Annotated in this window: 27 protein-coding genes, 1 tRNA gene and 1 pseudogene; 16 read left to right on the top strand and 13 right to left on the bottom strand. The window is 61.5% G+C overall.

The window, feature by feature from the left end:
• Nucleotides 1–140 precede the first annotated feature (140 nt).
• From BBJ66_RS12960 to BBJ66_RS12950, 3 genes are all read left to right on the top strand, one after another.
• A complete protein-coding gene (locus BBJ66_RS12960) occupies nt 141–638 on the top strand; it encodes a DinB family protein (RefSeq protein ID WP_071087494.1) in 498 nt (165 codons plus the stop codon).
• A 395-nt stretch (nt 639–1,033) separates the two neighbouring features.
• Nucleotides 1,034–2,824, top strand: a complete 1,791-nt coding sequence (locus BBJ66_RS12955) for an ABC transporter ATP-binding protein (RefSeq protein WP_071087492.1) — start codon at nt 1,034–1,036, stop codon at nt 2,822–2,824.
• A 193-nt stretch (nt 2,825–3,017) separates the two neighbouring features.
• Entirely contained in the window at nt 3,018–3,755 is a 738-nt protein-coding gene (locus BBJ66_RS12950) for an NYN domain-containing protein (RefSeq protein ID WP_071087490.1), read from the top strand.
• Nucleotides 3,756–3,907: 152 nt separating this feature from the next.
• Here BBJ66_RS12950 and BBJ66_RS12945 read toward each other — a convergent pair whose 3' ends face one another.
• Nucleotides 3,908–4,438: a dihydrofolate reductase family protein gene (locus tag BBJ66_RS12945; RefSeq protein ID WP_071087488.1), complete on the bottom strand. Its 531-nt coding sequence runs from the start codon at nt 4,436–4,438 to the stop codon at nt 3,908–3,910.
• Between the two features lie 134 nt (nt 4,439–4,572).
• Here BBJ66_RS12945 and BBJ66_RS12940 point away from each other — a divergent pair, with 134 nt between their 5' ends.
• Complete coding sequence (locus tag BBJ66_RS12940) at nt 4,573–4,878, top strand: hypothetical protein (protein WP_049735308.1); 306 nt, start codon at nt 4,573–4,575, stop codon at nt 4,876–4,878.
• A 234-nt stretch (nt 4,879–5,112) separates the two neighbouring features.
• On the opposite strand, the gene BBJ66_RS12935 is transcribed toward BBJ66_RS12940, so the two are convergent.
• Nucleotides 5,113–5,565: a hypothetical protein gene (locus BBJ66_RS12935; protein ID WP_128146173.1), complete on the bottom strand. Its 453-nt coding sequence runs from the start codon at nt 5,563–5,565 to the stop codon at nt 5,113–5,115.
• A gap of 192 nt (nt 5,566–5,757) precedes the next feature.
• On the opposite strand from BBJ66_RS12935, the gene BBJ66_RS12930 reads away from it, so the two are divergent.
• Together BBJ66_RS12930 and BBJ66_RS12925 are read left to right on the top strand one after the other, a co-directional pair.
• Nucleotides 5,758–6,435, top strand: a complete 678-nt coding sequence (locus BBJ66_RS12930) for a winged helix-turn-helix domain-containing protein (protein WP_071087580.1) — start codon at nt 5,758–5,760, stop codon at nt 6,433–6,435.
• 6 nt (nt 6,436–6,441) lie between these two features.
• Entirely contained in the window at nt 6,442–7,839 is a 1,398-nt protein-coding gene (locus BBJ66_RS12925; RefSeq protein WP_071087484.1) for a sensor histidine kinase, read from the top strand.
• Here the strand turns inward: BBJ66_RS12925 and BBJ66_RS12920 are convergent.
• A complete protein-coding gene (locus BBJ66_RS12920) occupies nt 7,782–8,639 on the bottom strand; it encodes a glycosyltransferase family 25 protein (RefSeq protein ID WP_071087481.1) in 858 nt (285 codons plus the stop codon). The genes BBJ66_RS12925 and BBJ66_RS12920 overlap by 58 nt on opposite strands.
• A 141-nt stretch (nt 8,640–8,780) precedes the next feature.
• Nucleotides 8,781–9,287, bottom strand: coding sequence for a hypothetical protein (locus BBJ66_RS12915; protein ID WP_071087479.1), 507 nt, complete (start codon nt 9,285–9,287; stop codon nt 8,781–8,783).
• 80 nt (nt 9,288–9,367) lie between these two features.
• Here BBJ66_RS12915 and BBJ66_RS12910 point away from each other — a divergent pair, with 80 nt between their 5' ends.
• The 5 genes and pseudogenes from BBJ66_RS12910 to BBJ66_RS35275 form a co-directional block, all read left to right on the top strand.
• Nucleotides 9,368–10,288, top strand: coding sequence for a LysR family transcriptional regulator (locus tag BBJ66_RS12910; protein ID WP_071087476.1), 921 nt, complete (start codon nt 9,368–9,370; stop codon nt 10,286–10,288).
• A 148-nt stretch (nt 10,289–10,436) separates the two neighbouring features.
• Nucleotides 10,437–10,910 carry a nucleoside deaminase gene (locus BBJ66_RS12905; RefSeq protein ID WP_071087474.1) on the top strand — a complete coding sequence of 158 codons (474 nt, stop codon included), beginning with the start codon at nt 10,437–10,439 and terminating at the stop codon, nt 10,908–10,910.
• Between the two features lie 389 nt (nt 10,911–11,299).
• A complete protein-coding gene (locus BBJ66_RS12900; protein ID WP_071087472.1) occupies nt 11,300–11,995 on the top strand; it encodes a class I SAM-dependent methyltransferase in 696 nt (231 codons plus the stop codon).
• A 360-nt stretch (nt 11,996–12,355) separates the two neighbouring features.
• Nucleotides 12,356–13,558, top strand: coding sequence for a hypothetical protein (locus BBJ66_RS34740; RefSeq protein WP_071087470.1), 1,203 nt, complete (start codon nt 12,356–12,358; stop codon nt 13,556–13,558).
• Between the two features lie 201 nt (nt 13,559–13,759).
• Nucleotides 13,760–13,951 (top strand): annotated as a pseudogene (locus BBJ66_RS35275) (kinase); the annotation flags it as partial.
• Nucleotides 13,952–14,290: 339 nt separating this feature from the next.
• Here the strand turns inward: BBJ66_RS35275 and BBJ66_RS12885 are convergent.
• From BBJ66_RS12885 to BBJ66_RS12855, 7 genes are all read right to left on the bottom strand, one after another.
• Nucleotides 14,291–14,884 carry a hypothetical protein gene (locus tag BBJ66_RS12885; RefSeq protein WP_071087468.1) on the bottom strand — a complete coding sequence of 198 codons (594 nt, stop codon included), beginning with the start codon at nt 14,882–14,884 and terminating at the stop codon, nt 14,291–14,293.
• Between the two features lie 14 nt (nt 14,885–14,898).
• A complete protein-coding gene (locus BBJ66_RS12880) occupies nt 14,899–15,096 on the bottom strand; it encodes a response regulator transcription factor (protein ID WP_071087466.1) in 198 nt (65 codons plus the stop codon).
• The gene (locus tag BBJ66_RS12875; RefSeq protein ID WP_071087464.1) at nt 15,093–15,389 is read right to left on the bottom strand and encodes a GcrA family cell cycle regulator; all 297 of its coding nucleotides are present in this window, start codon (nt 15,387–15,389) and stop codon (nt 15,093–15,095) included. Before BBJ66_RS12875 ends, BBJ66_RS12880 begins: the two co-directional genes overlap by 4 nt.
• On the bottom strand, nt 15,386–15,781 hold the full coding sequence (locus tag BBJ66_RS12870; RefSeq protein WP_071087462.1) for a hypothetical protein: 396 nt from the start codon (nt 15,779–15,781) through the stop codon (nt 15,386–15,388). Before BBJ66_RS12870 ends, BBJ66_RS12875 begins: the two co-directional genes overlap by 4 nt.
• Entirely contained in the window at nt 15,747–16,112 is a 366-nt protein-coding gene (locus tag BBJ66_RS12865) for a hypothetical protein (RefSeq protein ID WP_071087460.1), read from the bottom strand. Before BBJ66_RS12865 ends, BBJ66_RS12870 begins: the two co-directional genes overlap by 35 nt.
• A gap of 22 nt (nt 16,113–16,134) precedes the next feature.
• Nucleotides 16,135–16,386 (bottom strand): RNA polymerase subunit sigma-70, encoded by a 252-nt coding sequence (locus BBJ66_RS12860; protein ID WP_071087458.1) that lies wholly within the window; start codon nt 16,384–16,386, stop codon nt 16,135–16,137.
• Nucleotides 16,387–16,539: 153 nt separating this feature from the next.
• Entirely contained in the window at nt 16,540–16,773 is a 234-nt protein-coding gene (locus BBJ66_RS12855) for a hypothetical protein (RefSeq protein WP_071087578.1), read from the bottom strand.
• Between the two features lie 82 nt (nt 16,774–16,855).
• Between BBJ66_RS12855 and BBJ66_RS12850 the strand changes: the two genes are divergently transcribed.
• The 3 genes from BBJ66_RS12850 to BBJ66_RS12840 all read left to right on the top strand — a co-directional run bounded on the left by BBJ66_RS12850 (nt 16,856) and on the right by BBJ66_RS12840 (nt 18,832).
• Nucleotides 16,856–17,503 carry a S24 family peptidase gene (locus BBJ66_RS12850; protein ID WP_071087576.1) on the top strand — a complete coding sequence of 216 codons (648 nt, stop codon included), beginning with the start codon at nt 16,856–16,858 and terminating at the stop codon, nt 17,501–17,503.
• An 826-nt stretch (nt 17,504–18,329) separates the two neighbouring features.
• Nucleotides 18,330–18,593 carry a hypothetical protein gene (locus BBJ66_RS12845; RefSeq protein ID WP_071087456.1) on the top strand — a complete coding sequence of 88 codons (264 nt, stop codon included), beginning with the start codon at nt 18,330–18,332 and terminating at the stop codon, nt 18,591–18,593.
• An 11-nt stretch (nt 18,594–18,604) separates the two neighbouring features.
• Nucleotides 18,605–18,832 carry a hypothetical protein gene (locus BBJ66_RS12840; protein ID WP_071087454.1) on the top strand — a complete coding sequence of 76 codons (228 nt, stop codon included), beginning with the start codon at nt 18,605–18,607 and terminating at the stop codon, nt 18,830–18,832.
• A gap of 26 nt (nt 18,833–18,858) precedes the next feature.
• Here BBJ66_RS12840 and BBJ66_RS12835 read toward each other — a convergent pair whose 3' ends face one another.
• Nucleotides 18,859–19,098 (bottom strand): DUF982 domain-containing protein, encoded by a 240-nt coding sequence (locus BBJ66_RS12835; protein WP_003580187.1) that lies wholly within the window; start codon nt 19,096–19,098, stop codon nt 18,859–18,861.
• A 280-nt stretch (nt 19,099–19,378) separates the two neighbouring features.
• Between BBJ66_RS12835 and BBJ66_RS12830 the strand changes: the two genes are divergently transcribed.
• Nucleotides 19,379–20,962, top strand: coding sequence for a hypothetical protein (locus BBJ66_RS12830; RefSeq protein ID WP_071087453.1), 1,584 nt, complete (start codon nt 19,379–19,381; stop codon nt 20,960–20,962).
• Between the two features lie 110 nt (nt 20,963–21,072).
• On the opposite strand, the gene BBJ66_RS12825 is transcribed toward BBJ66_RS12830, so the two are convergent.
• Nucleotides 21,073–21,149 (bottom strand) — tRNA-Pro (locus tag BBJ66_RS12825).
• 265 nt (nt 21,150–21,414) lie between these two features.
• Here BBJ66_RS12825 and BBJ66_RS12820 point away from each other — a divergent pair.
• On the top strand, nt 21,415–21,822 hold the full coding sequence (locus BBJ66_RS12820; RefSeq protein WP_003587995.1) for a hypothetical protein: 408 nt from the start codon (nt 21,415–21,417) through the stop codon (nt 21,820–21,822).
• The last annotated feature ends 106 nt before the right edge of the window (nt 21,823–21,928 follow it).

The following is a 21,928-nucleotide window of genomic DNA, read 5'->3' as shown; positions in this document are numbered from 1 at the left end:
CCGCTTACAATCAGACGATGTAAATCAAGCTTGACGAACAGTGAAGGTGGCCTAGATCCATTCCATCGGCCTCAGCCCCTACGGGTTTTCTCTGCGTCCGCCGATCTCCCCAACACCGCTAACCATCGGAGTCCGAGACAATGATCTCAGCCGGATACTGCCGACTCATGGCCCGTTACAACAGCTGGCAGAACAGCTCGCTGGTCACCGCCGCCGATAGGCTGACGCATGCGGAGCGCTGGAAGGATCGCGGGGCGTTCTTCCAATCGATCGCAGCGACGCTGAACCATCTTTATTGGGCCGACGCCCTGATCCTCGCGCGGTTGAAGGGCAATGAGCGGCCCGAGGAAACCATCACGCACTCGCTGACAAGCCCATCCGATTGGGATGCATTCAAGAGCCTGCGTCTGCAACGGGATGCCGAAATCGAAGCCTGGGCGAGAGAACTGCGCGACGCCGAGCTCGACGGCATGCTTGTCTGGTATCCCGGCGACGGTGCAACGCGGGTCCAGAAGCCGAAGGCGAACTGTGCGATCGAACTCTTCAACCACCAGACCCATCACCGCGGCCAGGTCCACGCGATGCTGACGGCAGCAGGCGCAAAACCGGAGCCGACCGACCTTTCGCGCCTGCCATAACGTGTCCGGCACCGGCTCGGCGAACCCGGCAAGAAACGGCGGCGCGTAAACCTGCACGTTATAGATTGTGGCGTTTTCGCATCACTTTCTGTCAGGTTGCAAATTCCCGGTTGGCAAGGGCCGTTGCCTTCGCTACAAGAAGCTCACCGCGTCAGATCGAACAAAAGGGAGGCGTTGCATGACATCATCAGCAATCACCAAAATCCTCCCGTGTGGAATGTCCCGACACTAGGTCATTTCCATTCGCGGCCCGCCTCAAGCGCGCCCGACATGCGGTTTTCACTCCCTTCATAGCCCGATTGATCTGACGGGATTATTTCGTCTCCCGCTTGGGCTGTGCCAATTAACGCTCGATTTTGAGGACCGGTTGCCGATATGCGGCCGGGTTGGTTCAAATGACTCGCAAGAAGCTCGATTTCCGCGCCGATGCCTATCGCAACGTGCTCGGCTTTATCTTTCATCACTGGACCCACCGGCCTGGTTTGGTGGGGCTGATCATCGTGCTGGTGATAGCAAGCACGCTGGCCGAAGTCATGGTGCCGGTCTTTTCAGGCCAGATCGTCGATGCCATCGCCGGCGGCAATGCGGCCGACAGCGCGCTTAGCGCCTTCGTCATCGTCGTGACATTGGGCTTCACCAGCGTGGCGCTGCGCTATTTCATCTTCAACGGCATCATCCGGCTGACGCTGCGCACCATGGCGGATGTCACCAATGGCGGTTTCCACAAGGTGCAGCGCTTCTCGACCGACTGGCACGCCAACAGCTTTGCCGGCTCGACCGTGCGCAAGATCACCCGCGGCATGTGGGCGCTGGATTCGCTCAACGACCTGCTGCTCGTCGCTCTCTTGCCGTCGATCGTCATGCTGGTCGGCGCCAGCATCGTGCTCGGCAGCTATTGGCCGGTGATGGGACTGATCGTCAGCCTGGGATCGCTGGTCTATATCGGCGTCACCGTGGCGCTTTCCATGGGCTTCGTCTCGCCGGCGGCAAGGCTTGCCAATGCCTGGGATACCAAGCTCGGCGGCGCGCTGGCCGATGCGATCAGCTGCAACTCGGTGGTCAAGGCGTTCGGCGCCGAAAGCCGCGAGGAGACCCGGCTCGGCCGGGTGCTCGGCACCTGGGACAGCCGCACGCGGCGGACATGGAAACGCGGCACGTTGAGCGGCACGATCCAGGGCTTCATGATGGTCTCGATGCAGGCCGGCATTCTGGGAACCGGCCTCATTATGTGGCAGCAGGGGCTGGCGACGCCTGGAGACGTCACCTTCGTGCTGGCGATGTTCTTCGTCCTGCAGGGCTATCTGCGCAATGTCGGCCAGGACATCCGCAATCTGCAGCGTGCCGTCAACGACATGGAAGAGCTGGTGCTGCTCGACAAGATGCCGCTGGGGATCGAGGACAGGCCGGACGCCACAGCGATCAATATCGGCAGCGGCGAGATCGTCTTCGACCGCATCACCTTCCAATACGGCGCGCATCCGACCCCGCTCTATGAGGACTTTTCGGTCACCATCAAGCCGGGCGAGCGTGTCGGCCTTGTGGGGCATTCGGGTTCGGGCAAGACGACCTTCGTCAAGCTCATCCAGCGCCTCTACGACGTCAATTCGGGCGCGATCCGCATCGACGGGCAGGATATCGCCAGGGTCCGGCAATCGAGCCTGCGCAGCCAGATCGCCATCGTCCAGCAGGAGCCGATCCTGTTTCACCGCACGCTGGCCGAGAATATCGCCTATGCCAGGCCGAACGCCTCGCGGCGCGAGATCGAGCAGGCGGCGAAACAGGCGAGCGCCCACGACTTCATCCTCAGCCTGCCGAAGGGCTATGAGACGATGGTGGGAGAACGCGGCGTCAAACTATCGGGCGGCGAGCGGCAGCGCGTCGCCATCGCCCGCGCGTTCCTGGCCGATGCGCCGGTGCTGATCCTCGACGAGGCCACATCCAGCCTCGACAGCGAGAGCGAAGTGCAGATCCAGCAGGCGATGGAACGCCTGATGGACGGCCGCACCACACTGGTCATCGCCCACCGGCTGTCGACGGTCAGGGCGCTCGACCGGCTGCTGGTCTTCGACAAAGGCCGGATCGTCGAAGAGGGCGACCACCAGGCCCTGATCCGCCGCCATGACGGCATCTACCGCCGGCTGTTCGAGCAGCAGGCGCTGGAGCTGACCAAGGGCCTGGTGGCCTGAACGGAGACGCCAGGGTTTTTGCTCTGGCGTTTCCTTTTTGTGGGTGAGTCAAACTTGTCGTTGGCTTCGCGCCGTGTGGCCCCCTCATCCGCCCCTCCCCTGCTTCCACCGCTATAGACCGCGACGAAAACTTCTGGTTGAAATAACGGGCCATCTTGAGTTTGGGACCCATCAATCGCCAGGGAGCTTCGACATGCCTGAACCACGCTCGCCACGTCTCGCGGTTCTCATCGATGCTGACAACGCCTCGGCAAAGATCGCCGACGGCCTGTTCGAGGAGATAGCCAAGATTGGTGAAGCGAGCGTGCGGCGCATCTATGGCGACTTCGCCAGTGCGCGCTCGAAGCCATGGATCGACCTCCTCGCAAAACACGCGATAATCCCTCAGCAGCAGTTTCCCTACACCACAGGCAAGAACGCGTCCGACATTACGCTGGTCATCGATGCGATGGACCTACTGCATAGCGGCCGCTTCGACGGTTTCTGCCTGGTGTCGTCCGATAGCGATTTCACGCGCCTCGCCTCACGCATCCGGGAACAAGGGATCGACGTCTTCGGCTTCGGCGAACAGAAGACACCGGAGAGCTTCCGCCAGGCATGCCGGCGGTTTATCTACACGGAAAATCTGGCTCCTTCGGTGGCCTCGAACGAAGCGGACGCCGTACAGGCTGCATCGTCACTGAAGCCGCCGAGCGCCGCAACACCGATCATCAAAAGGATGATCGCGCAGATTGAGACCGAGGATGGATGGGTCCCGCTTGGCGCCGTTGGAAGTCGACTTGCCAATCTGGCTCCTGACTTCGATCCACGGACTTTCGGATTCAAGAAATTGATCGATCTGGTGAAGAAGACGAACGCCTTCGAGGTGGATCACGCCGAAGGCCGTCCGCCTCGTATCCGGCTGAAGCCTCCACCAACCAAAAAAGCGTGAAACCGAGCATCAGCAGATGACCGCGAAACTGGGATGGGATGGCCGTCCATCAAAACGAAAAGTGCCATCAACCCTTCGCAGTGTTGATGCTTCCGGATAGAGGGATCATCATTGGCACGCCTTTCATGATCGCTCTTCAGCTGCCTTCCCGATCACGCAGGCACATATGTCAATCGCACCGCATCCCCGCCGATCCGATCGCTGGCGACAAGGCGGAGCGGCGGACGGGGGCCGGTGAAGAAGGGCTTGCCGTGACCGAGCACGACGGGGTGGAAGTAGAGCCGATACTCGTCGATCAGGCCAAGCTCGGTCAGACCACCCGCAAGCTCCGGCCCGGCGACTTGAATTTCCCCGGCAAGCCCGGCCTTCAGCCCGCGGATCACCGCCTCGACATCCTCCGAAACAAGCGTGGCATTGGGGCCGACCGAGGCCAAAGAGCGCGACACGACCCATTTCGGCTGGCGCCGCCAGGCCACCCCGAAATCGCGCTGCTCCGGGCTCCATTCCGGATGGTCTTCGTCCCAGTAGCGCATGATCTCGTACATGCGGCGGCCGTAGAGGCTCCCCGTCAGGCCGCGCACCTGCTCGATCCAATGACGAAAGAGCACGGGATCGGGCGCAAATTCCTGGTAGTCGACATAGCCATCCAGGGACAGGTTCATTCCGAAGACGAGCTTCGCCATGCCATCATCCTCCACCCGGGACATCAGGATAGCTCAAGCCGCCATCGACAGCCAAGGCTCCTCACAAAGTTAGGGTTGACCGCTTTCGATGGTGAGGCGACAGTTGCACCTGCAGCAAGGCAGGAGGCAAAGCGATGGACGAGGCAGACCGCTGGCGCAGCATGGCCAGCGCACCGAAAGACGGCAGTCGGATCCTGGTGACGATCCGCCCGTCCGAACAGGGGCCGGCAGAAGTTGATCTCGCCTATTGGTCGCATGGCGATCAGTTTGGCGCAGAAAGCTGGCGCGCCTCCGATTCCTCGCCCGGGCAGATCATCGAATATGCCGAGCCGGAATTGAAGTGCTGGATGCCGCTGCCCTCGGCCAATCTCACCCGCCTCTCGATGCCCTCCCCCTGGGAAGGCGACGACGCCGAGCAGCTCGACGGATCGGGGATTTAGGAAAACGGGCCGAGTAACAAGCGTCGATAAGGCCAAGGTCGGTCAGGTTTCCCGAGAGGTCGGATTCGCGACAAGTGTCGAACCGGGACCGGCTGCCTTCGGCTTAGTCTTGGCTCTGATGGGGATTCTCAAGCCTTGTGTCGGCTGCGGCCCGTAGCGCTTGGCGAACCATTTCCTGTCAAGAACGGACGATATCCTGCGCCTCGCGCAACAGGCCACCGTCGAGAGCAAAAATCACGTTTGGAAAAAGCTTATCTGATAATCTTCGAATTCATCGGGCGATTCCGGCTGAACAAACTCCACGACGAATGTACGATCAGGAAATTGCCACCCAAGCTTTGCGATGTAGATTTCGCGCAGGCGTTCGCCCAGGATCGCCAGCTTGTCGCCGGCGACATCTATGCATGCCGAGTGCTGAATGTCAGCGATGTGAAAATGATTCATGACCCATTCGATAGACTGGCGCGTTGCCTCAGCATTTCGTTCAAAGGATCGTAAGCCCTCCAAATTGAAACCATCAACGAGAATATATTTTTCAAACGCGACGAAGCGAGGCCAGAATATCTCTGAATAGCCTACGGCGAGCGAGAAGTTCCCGCTGTTGGCGGTCCAGTCTCCGAGGCTGATCCCTCGACCATCATTCCAGGCGGCGAGCTCTGATTTCATACTATCTGGAATGTTCGCCAATCGTCCCCTCCCCGTCATGTAAACGTACCGAGACGAGAAAAGCCTAACTCGCCGCGTCTTTCAAGGAACGGTGGGAAACTCTTGGCGTCCGGTTGCGACGTCGACCCACGCCCCCACCTTACAAATCCGTAAGTTGTCGCCCAGCCGCCCGCTCCGCTAGATTGCCCCGCCATACCGGGAATGATCGGGCTGATGCGGATCCTGCTTATCGAGGACGATCGGAAGACGTCGGATTATATCGCCAAGGGCCTTTCCGAGGCAGGCCATGTCTGCGACGTGGTCGGCGACGGGCGCGATGGGTTGTTTCAGGCGCAGCGCGAGGCCTATGACGTCATCGTCGTCGATCGCATGCTGCCGGGGCTCGATGGGCTGGCGATCGTTCGGTCGCTCCGGGCTGCCAAGGTCGGCACGTCGGCGCTGTTCCTGACCTCGATCGGCGGCGTCGACGACCGGGTCGAGGGGCTGGAGGCGGGCGGCGACGATTATCTCACCAAGCCCTTTGCCTTCTCCGAGCTTCTGGCCCGCGTCAACGCGCTTGGCCGCCGGCCGCCGGTGCAGGAGCAGAAGACGGTGCTGAAGGTTGCCGATCTCGAGCTCGATCTGATCCGTCGCGAGGCGCGGCGCGCCGGCCAGGTGATCGAGCTGCAGCCGCGCGAATTCACCCTGCTCGAAGTGCTGATGCGCGGCGAAGGCCGGGTCCTCACCAAGACGATGCTGTTGGAGCGGGTCTGGGATTTCCACTTCGATCCGAAGACCAGCGTCGTCGAGACCCATATCAGCCGCTTGCGGGCGAAGGTCGACAAGCCGTTCCAGGCCCAGCTTCTGCACACGGTCCGCAACACCGGATACAGCCTGCATGCGCCGCGTTAGAAAGGGATGATTTTTCCCGACCGCACACGCTTTTCGGCATCCTTCTCCAGCCTACGCCGGAGCACGCCGTTCCGGCTTGCCGTCACCTTCGGCGTGCTCTTCGTCGTCACCTTCTTTCTGAGCGGCGCGGTCATCTATCACATGCTGGACCTCGGCCTTTCCCGCGATCTCGAACAGTCGCTGACCGAGATGAATTCGCTCATCGTCTCCACCTACGAGCCCGGTGACACCCAGGATCTGGTCAACACGCTGAACAATTATGCGAGCTTCCAGTCGACCTCGGACGGGCTTTATTCGCTGACCGACCATGCCGGCAAAAAACTCGCCGGCAATTTCGCCGCACCGCCCATCCCGAACGGCGTCTATACCGTCCGCTCGCGCGATGTCGGGCTGAAGGGGCATGAACGTTACCGCATGCAGGTGTCGACGATCGGCCCCTACAGCCTGGTGGTCGGCGAAAACTTCAACGATGTCGACGAGATGCTGCGGATCGTGCTCGAAAGTTTCGAATGGGCGGCAGCGATCGTCGTGGCGACGGCGATCGGCGGCGGCGTGTTTCTCGCCGTTCGCGCCCAGGCGCGGCTGGACAGGGTGGCCCTCACCATGAACGATGTCTCCCACGGCGCGCTCGACGCCCGCATTCCGATCAGCGGCAATGGCGACGATCTCGATACGGTGGCGATCCAGATCAACGCCGCGCTGGTGCGGCTGCAGACCCTGGTCGAGAGCATGCGGCAGGTGAGCACCGATATCGCCCATGATCTGAAAACCCCGCTGAACCGGCTGCGGCTGACGCTCGATGCCGCGGTGGCGGGCAATGACCGGCAGGCGGATGTCTCAGCCCTTCTCGACGAGGCGAGAAACGAAAGCGACCGGATCAACGCCACCTTCGAGGCGCTGCTGCGCATCTCGCAGATCGAGGCCGGCGCCCGCAAGGAGCGTTTCCAGACGACCGATCTCGACGCCGTGCTGGCGGTGATTTCCGAAGTCTATGTCGATGTCGCCGAAGATGCGCAGAAATCGCTGCGGATAACGGCCCGCACTCCCGCCATCATCCGCGGCGACCGCGATCTGCTGACGCAGCTGATCGCCAACCTGGTGGAGAATGCGATCAACCACTGCCCGGCCGGAACGGTGATCACGGTTTCGCTGCGCAGCAAAGCCGATCGCGCCATCCTCTCCGTCGCCGATAGCGGCCCCGGCATTCCCGCCGGCGAAAGGGAAAAAGTCTTCCGGCGGCTCTACCGGCTGGACAAAAGCCGCACGACACCGGGAAGCGGACTCGGGCTCAGCCTCGTCAAGGCGATCGCCGAGCTGCACGCGGCCGAGATCACCATGGCCGATAATCACCCCGGCCTCATCGTCTCGATCGCCTTTCCGCTACTCCCGGCGGAGCGGTCCTGACCCCCAATCCTCGACGCCGCGAGACGGCGGAAGCGGGCGGCAAAGCGGCGGATTTCGGCCGCCGCGCGATAGGGCAGAACGCTCCACGGCCGGCGGCGGCCGAGCCGGTAGGCCGAAAGCCCCGCCTGGATCTGCGAGCAGGCATCCGCCCGCTGGCTGACCGGCAACGGATCGACGAAGCAGGCGCTCAGGCCCTCGTCGAATTCCAGATCGAAGGCGAGATCATAGGGCAGCCGCATCGGCAGCAGTGCCCCGACAATCCAGCCCGCCGCCTTGCGGTTGATCAGATAGGCGCCGGAGCCCTTCTCGCGGGTCAGCGCAATGGCAAGCGAGCGCGAAGCCGTCAGCGGCGCCACGTGATGCTTGCGCCCGGTATTGACGGTGGAAAGACGCAGGATGTCCCAGCGCGTCGGATGCTGCAGCGCCGCCTCGAGCACCTCGGCGAGATCATCGTCGAAATCGAGGTCGTCTTCCAGAATGAGCGCGAATTCGGCATTGCCGGAGAGGAAGCGCCTGGCGCATTCGACATGGCTGAAAAAACAGCCGATCTCGAAAGGGTTCGGCCGCCGGCCGTGCCGGCTCAGATAGGCGGCTTCATCAAAATCCGGATGCGGCAGGCCGAGCCCGGCACCATCCACCGCCGCCACCCGCTCGAAGGCAAGGCCGATACGCTCCAGCAGGCGCTCCATGCGAAACCGGCGCAATGGCGCGCGGTCGAGATTGATCAGATAGGTATCGACCCGCAGGCTGACCGGATGGATCGCCGGCATCAGGGCGGCGGGCGTGGCGCGCATGTTCATGAAAGCTGGCCTTCGACTTGGCAACGACTGCGCCAAACCTGCGCCGCAAATCTCACCGGCACTTCGCCGGGGCTATACATTTTCGTAAGGTGGCGGACCTGCGCAAATCGCCGGTCCGCCATGGCTCTCGCTGGTCAGGCTTCAAACAAGGTGGGCGACGAGCCAATAGGCCACCGGGATTGCCAGCGTAAGATTGGAGAAGACAAATTTCGCCCGGGTGAAGATGCTCGCCGCCCGCACGGCGGCGTCGAGCCGACCGGGAAGCGCGGCGAGAACCCGCATCAAAAGGATGTTTTCGATGTAGTCGCTGGCGCCGGCGGAAATCGCGCAGCCGACGCCGGCCGCTGCCCAGACCGGACTTGCACCAACCCACCGCGTCCATTCGAGCGTCAGCAAGGCGAAGAAGGCCGCGTAAACGCCTGGAAATACCATGTCGATCCACAGCAGCCGCCGAAAATGGGCAATGCCGGCCGGGCCGTAGAGGGCGAGCAGGCGGTAGGTCTCGTCGGGTTGGTAGCCGAACCGAAGGTCCGGCGAAGCCTCGCCGCCGCCCATCCGCCTCAGCGCCGGCACGCCGAGAGGCGTCAGCCAATAGAGCGCCATGATCCCTGCGAACAAGGCGCCCAAGATCCAAATTTCCACTGCCATGGCTGCGCTCCGCGTTTCAACTGCGGCTTTTCTCGCGCATCGCTCTTCATAAATCCAATTCATTATTGTAATTTACTAACATGAACCAAATTGATCTTCGCCGCGTCGATCTCAACCTGCTGGTGGTGTTCGAGACGCTGATGCGGGAACGCCATGTCGGCCGCTCGGCCCAGCTTCTCGGCCTGACCCAGCCGGCGGTGAGCCACGCCCTGTCCAGGCTGCGCCACCTGTTTGGCGATCCGCTGTTCAAGCGCCATGTCGGCGGCATCAGGCCGACGCCGCGCGCCGAAGCGCTGGATGCGCCGATCGCCCACGCGCTGGCGGCGGTGCGCGCGGCCCTCACCGACGGCAGCGAGGCCGCTTTCGATCCTGCCCGCGCGGTTCGCACGCTTTCGATCGGGGCCTCGGACTATGCCGATCTGGTGCTGATGCCGCGCCTGATGGCCGAGTTGCGGGTCGCCGCGCCCGGGATCGACATCCGCCGCCGGTCGACCAGCCGGCAGACGCTGCTCGACGATCTGCGCCGCCGCGACATCGACCTGGTGATCGGCCCGCTGGCGGCAGCGCCCGAGGCCCTGGCTCTGACGCCGCTTTTCACCGAGCGTCTGGTGCTGGTGGCTCGAAAGGGCCACCCGGTGCTGGCCGCCGAGATGAGCCTGCAGACGCTCGCCGGGCTCGACCACCTGCTGGTGTCGCTCGGCGGCGATATGGCCGGCAGTCTCGACGACAGCCTGCGCGAAGCCGGACTCTCCCGCCGCGTCGTCATGACGCTGCCGAACTTTCTCGCAGCACCGTTCATCGTGGCGGAAACCGACCTCGTGACGCTGCTGGCCGAGCGCGTGGCGCTGCGGCTCGCCGACGCCGCCGCCATCGCCATCCATCCGCAGCCGCCCCCGCTTCCCGCATGGACGATCGGCCTGGCCCGCCTCGCCGGCGCAGCGCCGGACCCGGCGATAGACTGGCTTGCAGGCGCCGCAGCAAAGGTCGCCGCGACGATTTAAACGTCCCTTGACGAAACGAATGGCTCGCCGGGCGACCGGAGAACGATTGCCGCGATTCCGATCGCCGATCCTCAACCCAATTTGCAGCCCTTGGAAATCCCGCCGATTCAAGACAAAATCGTCCCGCTCTAACTCTTGGGGGACTCTGATGGAAAACCACGAGCCGTTTTTACGCGAGGCGATTGCGCTCTCGAAATCCGCGATGGACCGAGGCGACGAACCCTTCGGCTCGGTGCTGGTGAAGGACGGCGAGGTCATCCTGCGCGCCGAAAACAGCGTCTTCACCGGCCATGATATGACCAACCACGCCGAGATGAACCTGGTGAAATCTGCGGCGCAGCATTACGATACCGGTTTTCTCGCCGACTGCACGCTCTACACCAGCACGGAGCCGTGCGCGATGTGCTCCGGGGCGATCTACTGGTCGGGCATCGGCCATATGGTGTTTGCGTGCTCCGAGACCCGGCTTGGCGAGATCGCCGGCATCGGGTTGAACGTGCCGAGCCGGGCAGTGCTGCAGACCGGCGCACGCATTGTCACCGTGGTTGGCCCGACGAACCTCGAAGCCGAAGCCGCCGCAGTGCATCAGGAATTCTGGCCGAAACATCTGGGCAAGGCTTAGCCTCAGGGATTTGGCGAAACCGGGTCCCCGATCTCCGTCCTCCCAGGCCTTGAGCCTGGGATCCATGTCCGCTGCTGAGAGGGTCGTTTGGGAAAGAAATGCTTTCCTCGAACTGGGAGATTGCCGCGCGCTCCTCATCCGGCTGCCGCCACCTTCTCCCCGCTCGCGGGGCGAAGGGGATATGCCGCAACCTCTCCGTCCCTCACCAGCGTCTCGCAGGGCACGTCCCCTCTCCCCGTTTTACGGGGAGAGGGTTAGGGTGAGGGGCAGCCATGCGCTCTGCGGCGGCTTGCATCTACCAGCGTTTCTCGCAAAAATGGTACGGCTGCCCCTTAGTCAAACACGCATGACCGAACGCAATCGTCCGACACCCCACGGAAAGGCAAACCATGGCCGAAAATGACTATGATGCCTTCGCGGCGGCCTATGACGCGGATAATGAGGCCAATGCCTGGAATGCCTATTACGAGCGGCCGGCCATTCTTGCCTTGGTCGGCGAGGTCGCCGGGCTTTCGGTGCTCGATGCCGGATGCGGCGGTGGGGCGCATGCGGCAGCGCTCGCCGAGCGTGGCGCCGTGGTGACCGGGATCGATGCCAGTGCCGGCATGCTGCAGATCGCGCAACGCCGCCTGGAAGGACGCGCACGTCTGTTGCAGGCGGATCTCGGCGAAGCTTTGCCCTTCGAGGATCAAGCGTTCGAGCTGATCCTCGCCTCGCTCGTCCTGCATTATCTGCCGGAGTGGTCGGGGCCCCTCCGGGAATTCAACCGGCTGCTGCCTCAAGGCGGCCGCCTGGTTTTCTCCACCCATCATCCCTTCATGGATCACCCGTCGAGCGGCCGCGACAATTATTTCGAGACCTACAGCTTCGACGAGACCTGGCAGCGCGGCGGACAGGAGATCGCCATGCGCTTCTGGCACCGGCCGCTGCACGCCATGTTCGACGCACTCAAGACGGCCGGATTTCAGATCGATATCGTCAGCGAGCCCCAGCCCGATCCCCGCGCCGCCACGCTGTTTCCGCAGGCCTATCGGAGCCTGACGACCACGCCGCGGTTTCTGTTCTTTTCGGTCGTGAAAGCGTGAAAATTTGGAAGACGAGAATTTCTCTGGTGGCGCTCGGCTGCCTATTGAGCGCATCGGGGGTGGTGTTCAGACCTTCCTGGTTGCCCGAATGGGGCCTGCCCACCTTCATCTTCCTGGCATGGCTGATCTCGAGCCTCGGTTTCGGATGGGGAGGAAAAGACAAGCTATACTCGATCAGCTTCGGGCTCGTCTGCGGCAGCGGCATAGCCCTCGTGCTTCTGGCAACAACCTACATCCACCTTATGCCGGGCTTGGCCTATTGCTCGGCCTCCTTTATCTCGGCGCCAGAACGAAATTCTTCGAACGCTGGAGCTGGAGCAGCCACATTCCACTACTCCCGCCTACCCATGAGATCTGACAGTGACGATTGACCCTGCAATCAAGGCTGAAGCCGACAGACTTCGGGCAAAAGCGGATGAGCTGAAAGCTTGGCTTTTGGCTCATCCGCCGCAAGTTGCGGCGGTGATTGCGACGCGGGTGGGGTTTAGAGCCCTCCCGTTCGTGATCGCCATCACTCCCAAGGGCCGGTTTGGAAAGAAGGAGCGGCATCAAATCATCGCCGCTTTTCGCTATCTGGCACTTGCCAGGCTCTCTGCCATGTCCCCTGGCACAGCTCTCAATGAAACGTGCACCGCCCTCAACACGGTGGCCCCTACGTCAGGTAACGCTGCAAAGGCCACGATCGTTGAGGCGTCTTTTGCTGCTGTGGCCCTCGCTCAGGTAAAAGGCAGCGGGGCTGGCGCGGCGGCCATGCATCCAGCCAGCGATGCCAGTTACGTGGTACGGCTGGCTTCATGCATAATCGACACGGGATGGCCTTGGCACGCCGTCGAGACTGATTTGGCTTGGATCGAGGCAGGCGGGCGTCCAATCTCGCTCTTGAATGAGCGGCTCTGGCTGGATCGGAAGCCGTCGGACAACCCACCGGAGCCTAACCATACCACCTGGCACCGGCTGCGCAGCATTCTCATCAGCGACGACGCAAGCTGGAAGATCTGGACCGACTGGTACGAGAGTTGCGTGACAGGCCAGCCTCCGCAATCGGACGAGATAGAGTATTTTCGGCTGACCCTCGTTCACAATGCCCACGTGAAGGCCCGCGACAACTCGCAGGCGGGCCAACATCTTTGGCGGCAAGCGATGAATTCGAACCATAAGCTACTACAAAACGATGCCCGAAAAGCCAATCGACTTGTTGAGAAGTTCATATTGCAAAGAGCGAGCGAAGAACGACCGGTGCACGAACCCATCGTCGATAAGGCGCCTCTCATGAACCGGCTTTTCATGCTTTCCAAGCCGCAGTTTTTGTTTTTCTCAAGCATGACGCCGTCGATGGCTGTTCTATTGGTGTTGGGCTTGTTGTTGGCGGTATCGGGTGTGTGGTATCGATCTTTCTGGCTGTCCCAAGGAGGCCGATACACCTTCGCCTACCTGGCATTGCTGATCATGGCCGTAGTTTGGGACTGGGGAGGAAAAGACAAATCGGACTCCGCCCGCCTCGGACTCACATTAGCCAGCGGCGTCGCTCTGGTCCTGTTGGCCATACTCTACATCAACCTCTAAGTTGGGGTGAGCGTGTCGCTCGCACTCGTTTGTCTTGGTGACCCTTGAAGACACGCAGCCCGAAGAAGTGGGATCCAGCGCGACTGAGCAGAATTTTCCGTCCACTCGGGAACAAGAGGCTCCGCAGATCGTAAGTATTATGGGCCGTGTGGAGGTGCGTCATAACACAGCCATGCACTTCGATACTCTGCGCGGCCCACTCCTGTTACACGCCATAACAGAAGCGCGTCACATTCTTTCAGCGGCGCGCCCGCCCTCATCCTCCGTCATCCCCTGGGCGAATACGCCAGCCGCGCGCAGGAATGGAGAAGCGAGGCCGTCGGCTGGATCGCGCGGGAAGCCGATTTCCTCAAGACCTGGGAGATGGAGCGGTTTGTCGATCGTCTGTTCTGATTTCGGTTTTGGTCAGGGGAGTCTTCACGCAAAGGGGACGGAATAAGTGGATCGTCGTTGGCGCTGTGCCGTGCGGCCCCCTCATCCGACCCTGCGGGCCCCCTTCTCCCCGCTGGGGAGAAGGGGGGCAAGGCGCGCCGAAACTGCCCAAGTGAACCCATCTTTTTAAAGGCACTTCGTTCAATAGGGCCGACGGCGAAGCGGCATTCTCCCCTCTTCTCCCCAGCGGGGGTCCGAAGGACGGGTTGAGACCGGTGGCTCAACCCCGGGCGGTGGCCCGAAGGGTCGGATGAGGGGGCTGCACGGCACGGCTTTCCCTATCGCCCTACCGCCACCCCATCACCCACCCTTCGCCGCGCGCAGCGCGATCAATCCCCGCCGTAGCCAGAGCAATTGCTGCGGCGGCATCTGGCGCAGATGTTCGTAGTCCATCACCGTGACGTTGTAGACGGTGCTGCGCACCTGCGGGCCGTCCTGGCAGCGCAGCAGGATGGCCTGCAGCGCCATCATGCGGTTGCTGGCTTTGCGGGCGCGGTCGGCGAGGCTTTCGGTGACTTCGCCTTCGTGGCCCTTGACGGAAAAGAGTGATTGCGCCCTCGGGCTCGGGGCCGGGATGCCGGTGGTCTTGTGGTAGCGGGCCATGGCTTCGGCATAGTCGTCGCCGGCCTGGCGCTGCTCTGCGGAAATCAGGCCGTCGAGGAACATGCGCCCCAGCGTATAACCGGCAAACGGGCTCTTGACCGTCTCGTCGTCAACCGTTCGGCCGAAGCCGTGGATGCGGCGGCGGGCTGCTATGGCGACGCTGATATTGTCCTTCTCGGTCTCGAAAGGCTTGATCTTGCCGCAGGGAAAACGCTCGACATTTGCCTTGCGCGGCCGGCCGGCGCCCTTGTTTGCCCGTGCTGTCTTTATCTTGGCTGCTTTGCCACCCATGCTGATTGTCCTTCCTATCGAATGATGCCGTTGCGCAGTGCGGCGGCAACCAGTGCGGTGTCCTTGAAGACGCCGAGTCTCGCCTTGGCGTTGGCGATGTGCGTGTTCACGGTGATGGGGGAGATGGCGAGAATGGCGCCGATCTCGGCGGCGGTCTTGCCGGCCGCCATCCAGCCGATGATTTCGGTTTCGCGCGGGGTGGGCTTGCTCATGATGATGCCGGCCCATCGATGCAGGGCACCCGCGGCATCGTCACCTCAGCCCCCGACAAGGTCACCCGCGTGACGCGATCGGGGTGGCGGATCGGCGCCGGCGCCTCGCAGGTCTCGGGCGGCGGCCGGGTGACCTGCCGTGCGGGGAACCTGTCGCGGTTGCGGTGCGTCATGTTGATGACGGTGTTCTTCTTCGAGCCGAACAGGTTGGCGATCTCTCTTGCCGAGAGCCCCTGCTGCCAGAGCTTCTGCGCCTTGACGATCTTGTCTTCCGTCCAGAACAGGCTTCTCACCTCAATGCCTCCTCGTGTCGTGTGGCTCGTGCAATGATCGGGTTGTCGGGAAACATCTTCGCCAGCTCCCGCCTGGCGCTGCGGCTGCCGTTCGCCGCGTCGCGCAGCAGCTGCATCTTGTAGGCCGCGACTTTCGGCTGCGGCGGCTCGGGCACCCGCTCGACGCGCGGGCGGCTTTGCGCCGCGATGGCCGCCTGCTGCCGGCGGCATTGCTCGGCGAAACTGGCCGAGCTCGGTGCAAAGGCGCGGTTATGGTTCCTGACCTTTCCTGAAATGAAGAGTTTGGCCGCCTGCCAGACCGCCTCCAGCGGGATGCCGTCGATGGCCAGCAGATAGGCGCGGATCTGCATGTCGGGATCAGTGCCTGCGGATGCCGGGAAACCCGAAAGCATCCCCGCTATGATCTTCACCGGAGAGGAAATCTCTTGCGGCATCCACTGTCGTCCTTCTCGTGCTGCTGTTGATCGACCCGGCTTCCCTCGCCTTCTCCTTGAGGTACCAGTCGCATTTGATCGCCTGCCAGCCGCGGAAGATCTGCATCTCGGCGGCACCGGCCGGATCGCCGGTCAGCAGATATTCCCTGGCCTGGATGCGGGCGGCATAAGCCGTCAGCGGTTTCCTCAGCGTGCGCTTGCGATGCTCGATGACGGCTGCCGCCAGCTCCTCCCCCAGCACCGGGCTGAGGATGTCCATGATGTCCTTGCTCATTGTGTCCTTCGCCATGCCGTTTTCCTTTTTCGGTCGCTCAAACGCACCGCCGTTGCCCGCCGGCAAAATTGACCGGCGTGCCGGGCTTGATGCGGTGGGGAAACCGCCGGATCTCTGCGCTGGCATGATCCTGCTGGACCGTGTCGCCCTTCTCGGCGCTTCGAAGCCGGTGGATCTCGATTTCCACCGAAGGCACCGACAGGCCGAGAATGGCTGCGATTTCGATATAGTCCCTGCCGGTGCGGAAGAGTTCGAGCGCGTTCATGCCGATGTGATCCTTCTTGTCCATTTCGAGCGCAGAACGCCGTTGCCGCCGAAGCGGGCGCTGCCCAGGTGCTTCATGTGAATTCATCGGCGGCGCTCCAGTCGTCTGCCGAGGCCGCCCGGGGGATAGCTGCCGGCGTCGCCGAGGGAGGGCGACGACGCCGGCCACCGATAGCCGTCAGGGAGGGGTGAGGCTGTCGGGATTGGCGAGCGGCGACGCGCCGGGATCAGCGATCGGCCGCATCTCTTTCGGGCTGGTCTGCCGGCCGCAATTTTCGCAATGGCGCTCGATCACCTCGGCGATCGACAGTGCCTTGCCGCAGTTCGGGCAGCCGGTGTAGCGGCAGCTTTCGCGCTGGAATGGGCCGACTGCTGCCTCTGTGGAGGCGTTGGTGTTTTGGCTGTTTGTCATGCGCATAGGGTACATTTAATACCCTGTACGTCAAGCAGAAAAAAGCATGACATATACCCTGAAATGGGGTATTTTTTATATCATGTTGAAAGATCAGGAACAATTTGAGCGCGAAGAACGCGCAAAGCGGCTGGTCATGGCCAGAAAGAACGCCGGCTTTGCCGGGCCGAAAGCGATCGTCGATCAGTTCGGCTGGAATGCGAATGTCTACAAGGCGCATGAGTCCGGCCGCAACGGCTTCGGCATCGCCGATGCGAAGAAGTACGCCCGCGCCTTCAAAGTCAATCTCAACTGGCTGCAGTTCGGAACGGGCAATGCGCTCGATCCGGATGAGCTGCCGGTCTCCGTCGCCGACGTGCCGAAGATCTCCTGGGTCAGCGCCGGCCAGTTGAGCGAGCAGGCGCCGATCACCGACTTTTCCGAATTCCCGACCGTCGCCGCCCTCGATCTGCCCGATGGCGAATGGATTGCGCTCGAGGTCGAAGGCAATTCGATGAACAAGATCTCGCCGCCGGGCTCGATCATCTTCGTCAACCTGCGCGACAAGCGCCTGGCGCCGAACGCGCTTTATGTCGTCGCCGACGAGACGGGGGCCGCCACCTACAAGCGCTATCGCCCGAACGACAACCCGCCCTTCCAGCCCGCCTCCTACGAGGATGTGCCGCCGCCGGAATTCCAGGGCGCCGTCACCATCGTCGGCCGCGTCCGCCGATCGATCATCGAGATGTAGGGATGAGATGCTTGTTGCGGATAATCCATATTTATCAAGGAAACCAAGATGATCCGCCCTTCCTCGCGCGCCGGTAGAATCTGGTTTTACATCGCCACATCAACGATGCTTCTCCTGGCCTTCAGCGCCGCGCGCGAGATGTACGGCCTGTAGGATCTCGCTCCGACCTCCCCATCCGTCGATCGGGATCACCGAGAGCGATCGGGATCACTCAGGGCGATCGGGGCGCCCCTCCTCTGAAACGAGACATTGCGAAACTCCGGACACCACCCGCACGCCATTACCGAGGGGAATATCCTTCGGCAGCCCTCACCCACGAATCGAAATTCGGCGACCCCAAGGTCCGGGCTCGATCACCGCATCGGCGATTCCGATCTCGTTACGCCCTCCCGTTTTTCTTGCAGCACCAGACTCCAAGATAACGCTTGTTTTCTATCTCTCTGTCTTCGCTCCTGAAGGCTGGTGAGGGAGGGTTCCGGCCAAAGCTTCCCCCTACCCCATGAGCAAAGCCCATGAAGCCGGGAGAGCATTGGCCAGGGTCCTGAAGGCCGGAGCCGGGATGGGACACGTGCCAGAGGGGCCATTCGCTTCGCCCTCGTCCTGATTTTCTGACAGCGCACTTAAGGACTTTCGCTTCCCGCGCCGCTGGGCTTCGTCAGCTCGGGAGTTGCACCCGGTCGCCCAATCACTGGCGACAGACATACGCCTATGATTCGTACCTCGTCAATCCGTAAGGTATTTTTTATACCCTTTACGATTGACGCGATTGGGTATTATATATACCTTACTTGCATAGGCCGATCAGAGCGCTTGAGAGGACAGGGCGATGCAGCACATCCGCAATATCGAGACCGAGGAAAGCAGGCGCGACGCCCGCTGGAATGGCGCGCGCGGGATTGGAGACTGCAGCGCCTATATGGCGATCGAGGCCCAGCGCATGGGCGCCCTCGGCTTTGCTTTCCTCCGCCGCCCCGAACATTCGGTCCGCGGCCCCTCCTGGCTGCGCGGCGCCCGCGCCTCCGTCGAGGAGCATTACCGCTATGCCCGTGAGATTATGGGCATGACCGATCACGATCAGCTTTACGCCTGAGGGGAGCCGAGATGTCTGCCGATTGCATCGTCAAGGCCTTTTCCGGCTGCGCCTGCCGGCCGGGTGATTGCGCGGAAAAGCCCCTCACCCCGGCGCCGACAAGCTTCATCTCCTGGCGCAAGCAGGCCATCACCTGCCTCGCCTTCGGCTTCCTCGCCGCGATCGTCACGGCCGCCTGGATGGAGACGCGATTCCAGAGCGAGGACCTCTGCAATCAGGAGCAGGTGTCATGGAAGTAAGCCCAGGCTTTGCCCAGCACCGCCGATCAGGAACTATATTTGATGTCGCTCGCCTTGGCCGCGGTAATGAAGGCCCGGCGCACCTGCTCGGGCTCGGCGGCATCGTTGAACACATCAAGCACCAGCCGCTCGGCCACCTTGGCCGCCGGCGTCTGGTCGGGCCAATCGTTCAGCAAAGTGTTGCCGGCCTGGACGACATTATAGACCGTCCTCACCTTGCCATTGATGGTGATCTTCACCGGTTTGAAGCTTCGTCGCTTGCTCATGGCGCAGTATCTCACACCGAACGCGACTCAACGAATCACTTTGGGACTCGTTCCGGTTGATTCGAAAACCGGCGCATCAAACCTCGATCTGGCAACGCCGAGGCCACCACGCTGCTGCTCGATCGCGTCGTTATAACTTTCCTGCAGAAAAATTATAATTGGAGAGAAGCGCGAACTGGCGATGCCCTTCTCCGGCAAGGGACCGATCTGAAGCTGATCTAAACCCTACATCCCAAATGAGATCGTGATATGGTTGACTTCTGAGGCGGGAGAAAGAACTATGCTGAAAAATCATATAGTTCTGGCGGTTGGCGCGCTTATGGTTTTTGTGAGCCACGCAGTAGCCATTGCCGATCCGCTTCCCAAAGGTTTTGAACGCCACAAGTTCAATGGATCGGTCAGACCGGAGGTCAAGGACGGCGTGACCCGGTTTGAGATATTCGACCGTCAATGTTCCAATGTCGACTATGGAGATGGACGCGGCGAAAATGATTGCCGCAATGGCAACGTCCGCTCAACGATCCGCTATACGCGAGACATGAAGGTTGGCGAAAGCGTCGAATACAAGTTTGATTTCCGGCTCGATCCGACTTTTGCCTACAAAGGCTGGCACAACAACTCCGCCAACGGCTTTTATCCCGATGGCTGGGACAGCCATTTGCGTTTCGCCTCCTGGGAAGGACCGGCAGTCCACAATTTCATCTACATGCTGAAAGCCGACACGCGCAACGGCGTGAACTTTCTCGCCCGCCAGTGCCAAAAGCCGGAAGATTTCGGCAAATGGGCGACATTCTCGCTGAAAATCCGATGGGCAAATGATGAGAGCGGATGGGTTGCGGCCAGCTGCGACAACAAGGTGATCTACGCCGCCGAAGGCGAAGCGACCAACCAGGCCCCGCATTGCTGGGAATCGAACGAGTGCGAGCCGCAATCGAACCGCGACCCGAAATCATTCAACTTCATTCTCGGCCCGGTGATGATGGGTTGGGGGCATGACTGGAAGACCTATGACCATCATACGTCTCAGTTTGACGTGGTGCAGCCGGAGGGTATCCGCATCGATGTCCGCAATGTCAGCGTGACCCGCGGTGTCAGCGACTATTCGGCCGAACAAGCAGGTTTGCTCAAGAGGCTGCAGCAGCAACTGGCTCATTTGGGCTGCAAGCCGGGAAATGTCGAGGGCAAGCCTGACAAGGCAACACGGCAAGCCGCGCTTTCCTGCCGCAAGTTCGACAGCGGTTCGCTTCCCGAGGCGCTCAACCTCACGACGCTGCAGGCCTTCGCTGACGCCTATGCCAAGCCGGAGACCGCAAGTCTGCCTTCAGGCAACGCCGCGGCTGGCGTCGAAAACGTTTCGTCAAAACCGAGGACCTATATCAAGCTGGGCGAAATGCTTGCCATGAAGACTGGCAAGGACACCAAGGTGAATTCCAACTTCTTCGGCAAGATCAAAGGCGCCAAGAACGGGCAGAACGAGCTGGACTTCATTATTCTGGGTCAGTTCGACTACACGGACAACAGTTTCAGCCAGCTGTCGTTTCTCCTGCAGGACAATCTCTCCAAGGCCGAAGTGAATGCAGCGGCCAAATGCGGCTATGGGACGATCAGATTTCCAGACGGCACAGATCATTTGGAGATCGGCATGCAACGTTCAGGAAACACCTTCTCGTCCCCGCCAAGAACTGACTGCTTGATTCAAGCACTCGGCAAACGACCGGCATCGCAGGTTCCCTACCTCACCACAGGGTTTGCCGATCTGGCGAAATCAATGGTGTCCGACGGCGGCTGGAAGAAACTGAGGCATGAAGGTTTGAAGATTTTTGTGAAACGTGTTGCGGATGGCGAGATCACAGTCGGCGGCTGAGATCGAAGCACAGTGCCGCACGTTCCTCCCTCACGGGTTGGGGAACATGCTGGGGATTTTTTGCTGATATCAGCGGAAACGAAAAACCCCGCCGGAGCGGGGTTTCTAGCTGGTCGGAGTGGAGTGATTCGAACACTCGACCCCCACGTCCCGAACGTGGTGCGCTACCAGACTGCGCTACACTCCGTGACCAGCGGCGCTTCTATAGAACAGCCTATCTGGTTGCACAAGCACCAAATTCCAAAAATCCGGTGGAATTTTTGACGGGTTGATGACAGGGCTTGGCGAAGGGGTGCTGCTGCAAAAAGACACACCCGGAGCAAATCGTCTGGAAGTGCCACAGGGGCAATTTTCTTTTGCCGGGTTCCGCGCTAAAGGGCTCGACGGGACAGGCGAAACCGCGCGTAAACAGCCGATTCGCAGCCACTGCGCTTGAGATCAGGGACGACACGATGAAACTCCGCACCATCACCGCGGCCGGGCTTGCAATTGGGCTTGCCGGATGCACCACCATACCTTCCGCCGGCAATCCGATCGAGGCCCGCTGGGTCGGCAAATCGGCCGGCATCTTCTTTGCCGCTTACGGGCCGCCGATCAGCGACAGCGAGCAAGGCGCCACCACCGTCTACACCTGGCGCGGCGGCTACAAGACCGTGCGCATTCCGGCAAAATATGCCGAAGGCGCCGACGGCAAGCGCGGCAAGCAGATCGCGTCCGCCCGCACCGCCTATCTGCGCTGCCAGGCCGAAATCACCACCAGCTCGGATTACACGATCCGCGACATCCGCACCGTCGCCGACATTCCTGGTGTCAACGGCCCGTCTTATTGCGCCGAGTTCCTGGCGCCGGAAGAGAAGTAACGGGCAACCTGAAGACACGAAAACAGGCGGCCGATGTGCCGCCTGTTTTGTTTTGGGCTCCACAAGTTCAGCCTCAAAGCATCCGCACGGATGCAGGCGAACGGCC

Origin of the sequence: Rhizobium sp. RSm-3, from assembly GCF_001854685.1 — a bacterium.
GTDB classification, from domain to species: domain Bacteria; phylum Pseudomonadota; class Alphaproteobacteria; order Rhizobiales; family Rhizobiaceae; genus Rhizobium; species Rhizobium ecuadorense.
The sequence above is the reverse complement of the archived record's forward strand: the minus strand, read 5'-3'. Positions and strand labels throughout refer to the sequence as shown.

Coding starts and splice junctions, on each gene's coding strand:
- BBJ66_RS12960 (WP_071087494.1), top strand. CDS start 141: ATGATCTCAGCCGGATACTGCCGACTCATGGCCCGTTACAACAGCTGG.
- BBJ66_RS12955 (WP_071087492.1), top strand. CDS start 1,034: ATGACTCGCAAGAAGCTCGATTTCCGCGCCGATGCCTATCGCAACGTG.
- BBJ66_RS12950 (WP_071087490.1), top strand. CDS start 3,018: ATGCCTGAACCACGCTCGCCACGTCTCGCGGTTCTCATCGATGCTGAC.
- BBJ66_RS12945 (WP_071087488.1), bottom strand. CDS start 4,438: ATGGCGAAGCTCGTCTTCGGAATGAACCTGTCCCTGGATGGCTATGTC.
- BBJ66_RS12940 (WP_049735308.1), top strand. CDS start 4,573: ATGGACGAGGCAGACCGCTGGCGCAGCATGGCCAGCGCACCGAAAGAC.
- BBJ66_RS12930 (WP_071087580.1), top strand. CDS start 5,758: ATGCGGATCCTGCTTATCGAGGACGATCGGAAGACGTCGGATTATATC.
- BBJ66_RS12925 (WP_071087484.1), top strand. CDS start 6,442: ATGATTTTTCCCGACCGCACACGCTTTTCGGCATCCTTCTCCAGCCTA.
- BBJ66_RS12920 (WP_071087481.1), bottom strand. CDS start 8,639: ATGAACATGCGCGCCACGCCCGCCGCCCTGATGCCGGCGATCCATCCG.
- BBJ66_RS12915 (WP_071087479.1), bottom strand. CDS start 9,287: ATGGCAGTGGAAATTTGGATCTTGGGCGCCTTGTTCGCAGGGATCATG.
- BBJ66_RS12910 (WP_071087476.1), top strand. CDS start 9,368: ATGAACCAAATTGATCTTCGCCGCGTCGATCTCAACCTGCTGGTGGTG.
- BBJ66_RS12905 (WP_071087474.1), top strand. CDS start 10,437: ATGGAAAACCACGAGCCGTTTTTACGCGAGGCGATTGCGCTCTCGAAA.
- BBJ66_RS12900 (WP_071087472.1), top strand. CDS start 11,300: ATGGCCGAAAATGACTATGATGCCTTCGCGGCGGCCTATGACGCGGAT.
- BBJ66_RS12885 (WP_071087468.1), bottom strand. CDS start 14,884: ATGGGTGGCAAAGCAGCCAAGATAAAGACAGCACGGGCAAACAAGGGC.
- BBJ66_RS12880 (WP_071087466.1), bottom strand. CDS start 15,096: ATGAGCAAGCCCACCCCGCGCGAAACCGAAATCATCGGCTGGATGGCG.
- BBJ66_RS12870 (WP_071087462.1), bottom strand. CDS start 15,781: ATGCTTTCGGGTTTCCCGGCATCCGCAGGCACTGATCCCGACATGCAG.
- BBJ66_RS12865 (WP_071087460.1), bottom strand. CDS start 16,112: ATGGCGAAGGACACAATGAGCAAGGACATCATGGACATCCTCAGCCCG.
- BBJ66_RS12860 (WP_071087458.1), bottom strand. CDS start 16,386: ATGGACAAGAAGGATCACATCGGCATGAACGCGCTCGAACTCTTCCGC.
- BBJ66_RS12855 (WP_071087578.1), bottom strand. CDS start 16,773: ATGACAAACAGCCAAAACACCAACGCCTCCACAGAGGCAGCAGTCGGC.
- BBJ66_RS12850 (WP_071087576.1), top strand. CDS start 16,856: ATGTTGAAAGATCAGGAACAATTTGAGCGCGAAGAACGCGCAAAGCGG.
- BBJ66_RS12845 (WP_071087456.1), top strand. CDS start 18,330: ATGCAGCACATCCGCAATATCGAGACCGAGGAAAGCAGGCGCGACGCC.
- BBJ66_RS12840 (WP_071087454.1), top strand. CDS start 18,605: ATGTCTGCCGATTGCATCGTCAAGGCCTTTTCCGGCTGCGCCTGCCGG.
- BBJ66_RS12835 (WP_003580187.1), bottom strand. CDS start 19,098: ATGAGCAAGCGACGAAGCTTCAAACCGGTGAAGATCACCATCAATGGC.
- BBJ66_RS12830 (WP_071087453.1), top strand. CDS start 19,379: ATGCTGAAAAATCATATAGTTCTGGCGGTTGGCGCGCTTATGGTTTTT.
- BBJ66_RS12820 (WP_003587995.1), top strand. CDS start 21,415: ATGAAACTCCGCACCATCACCGCGGCCGGGCTTGCAATTGGGCTTGCC.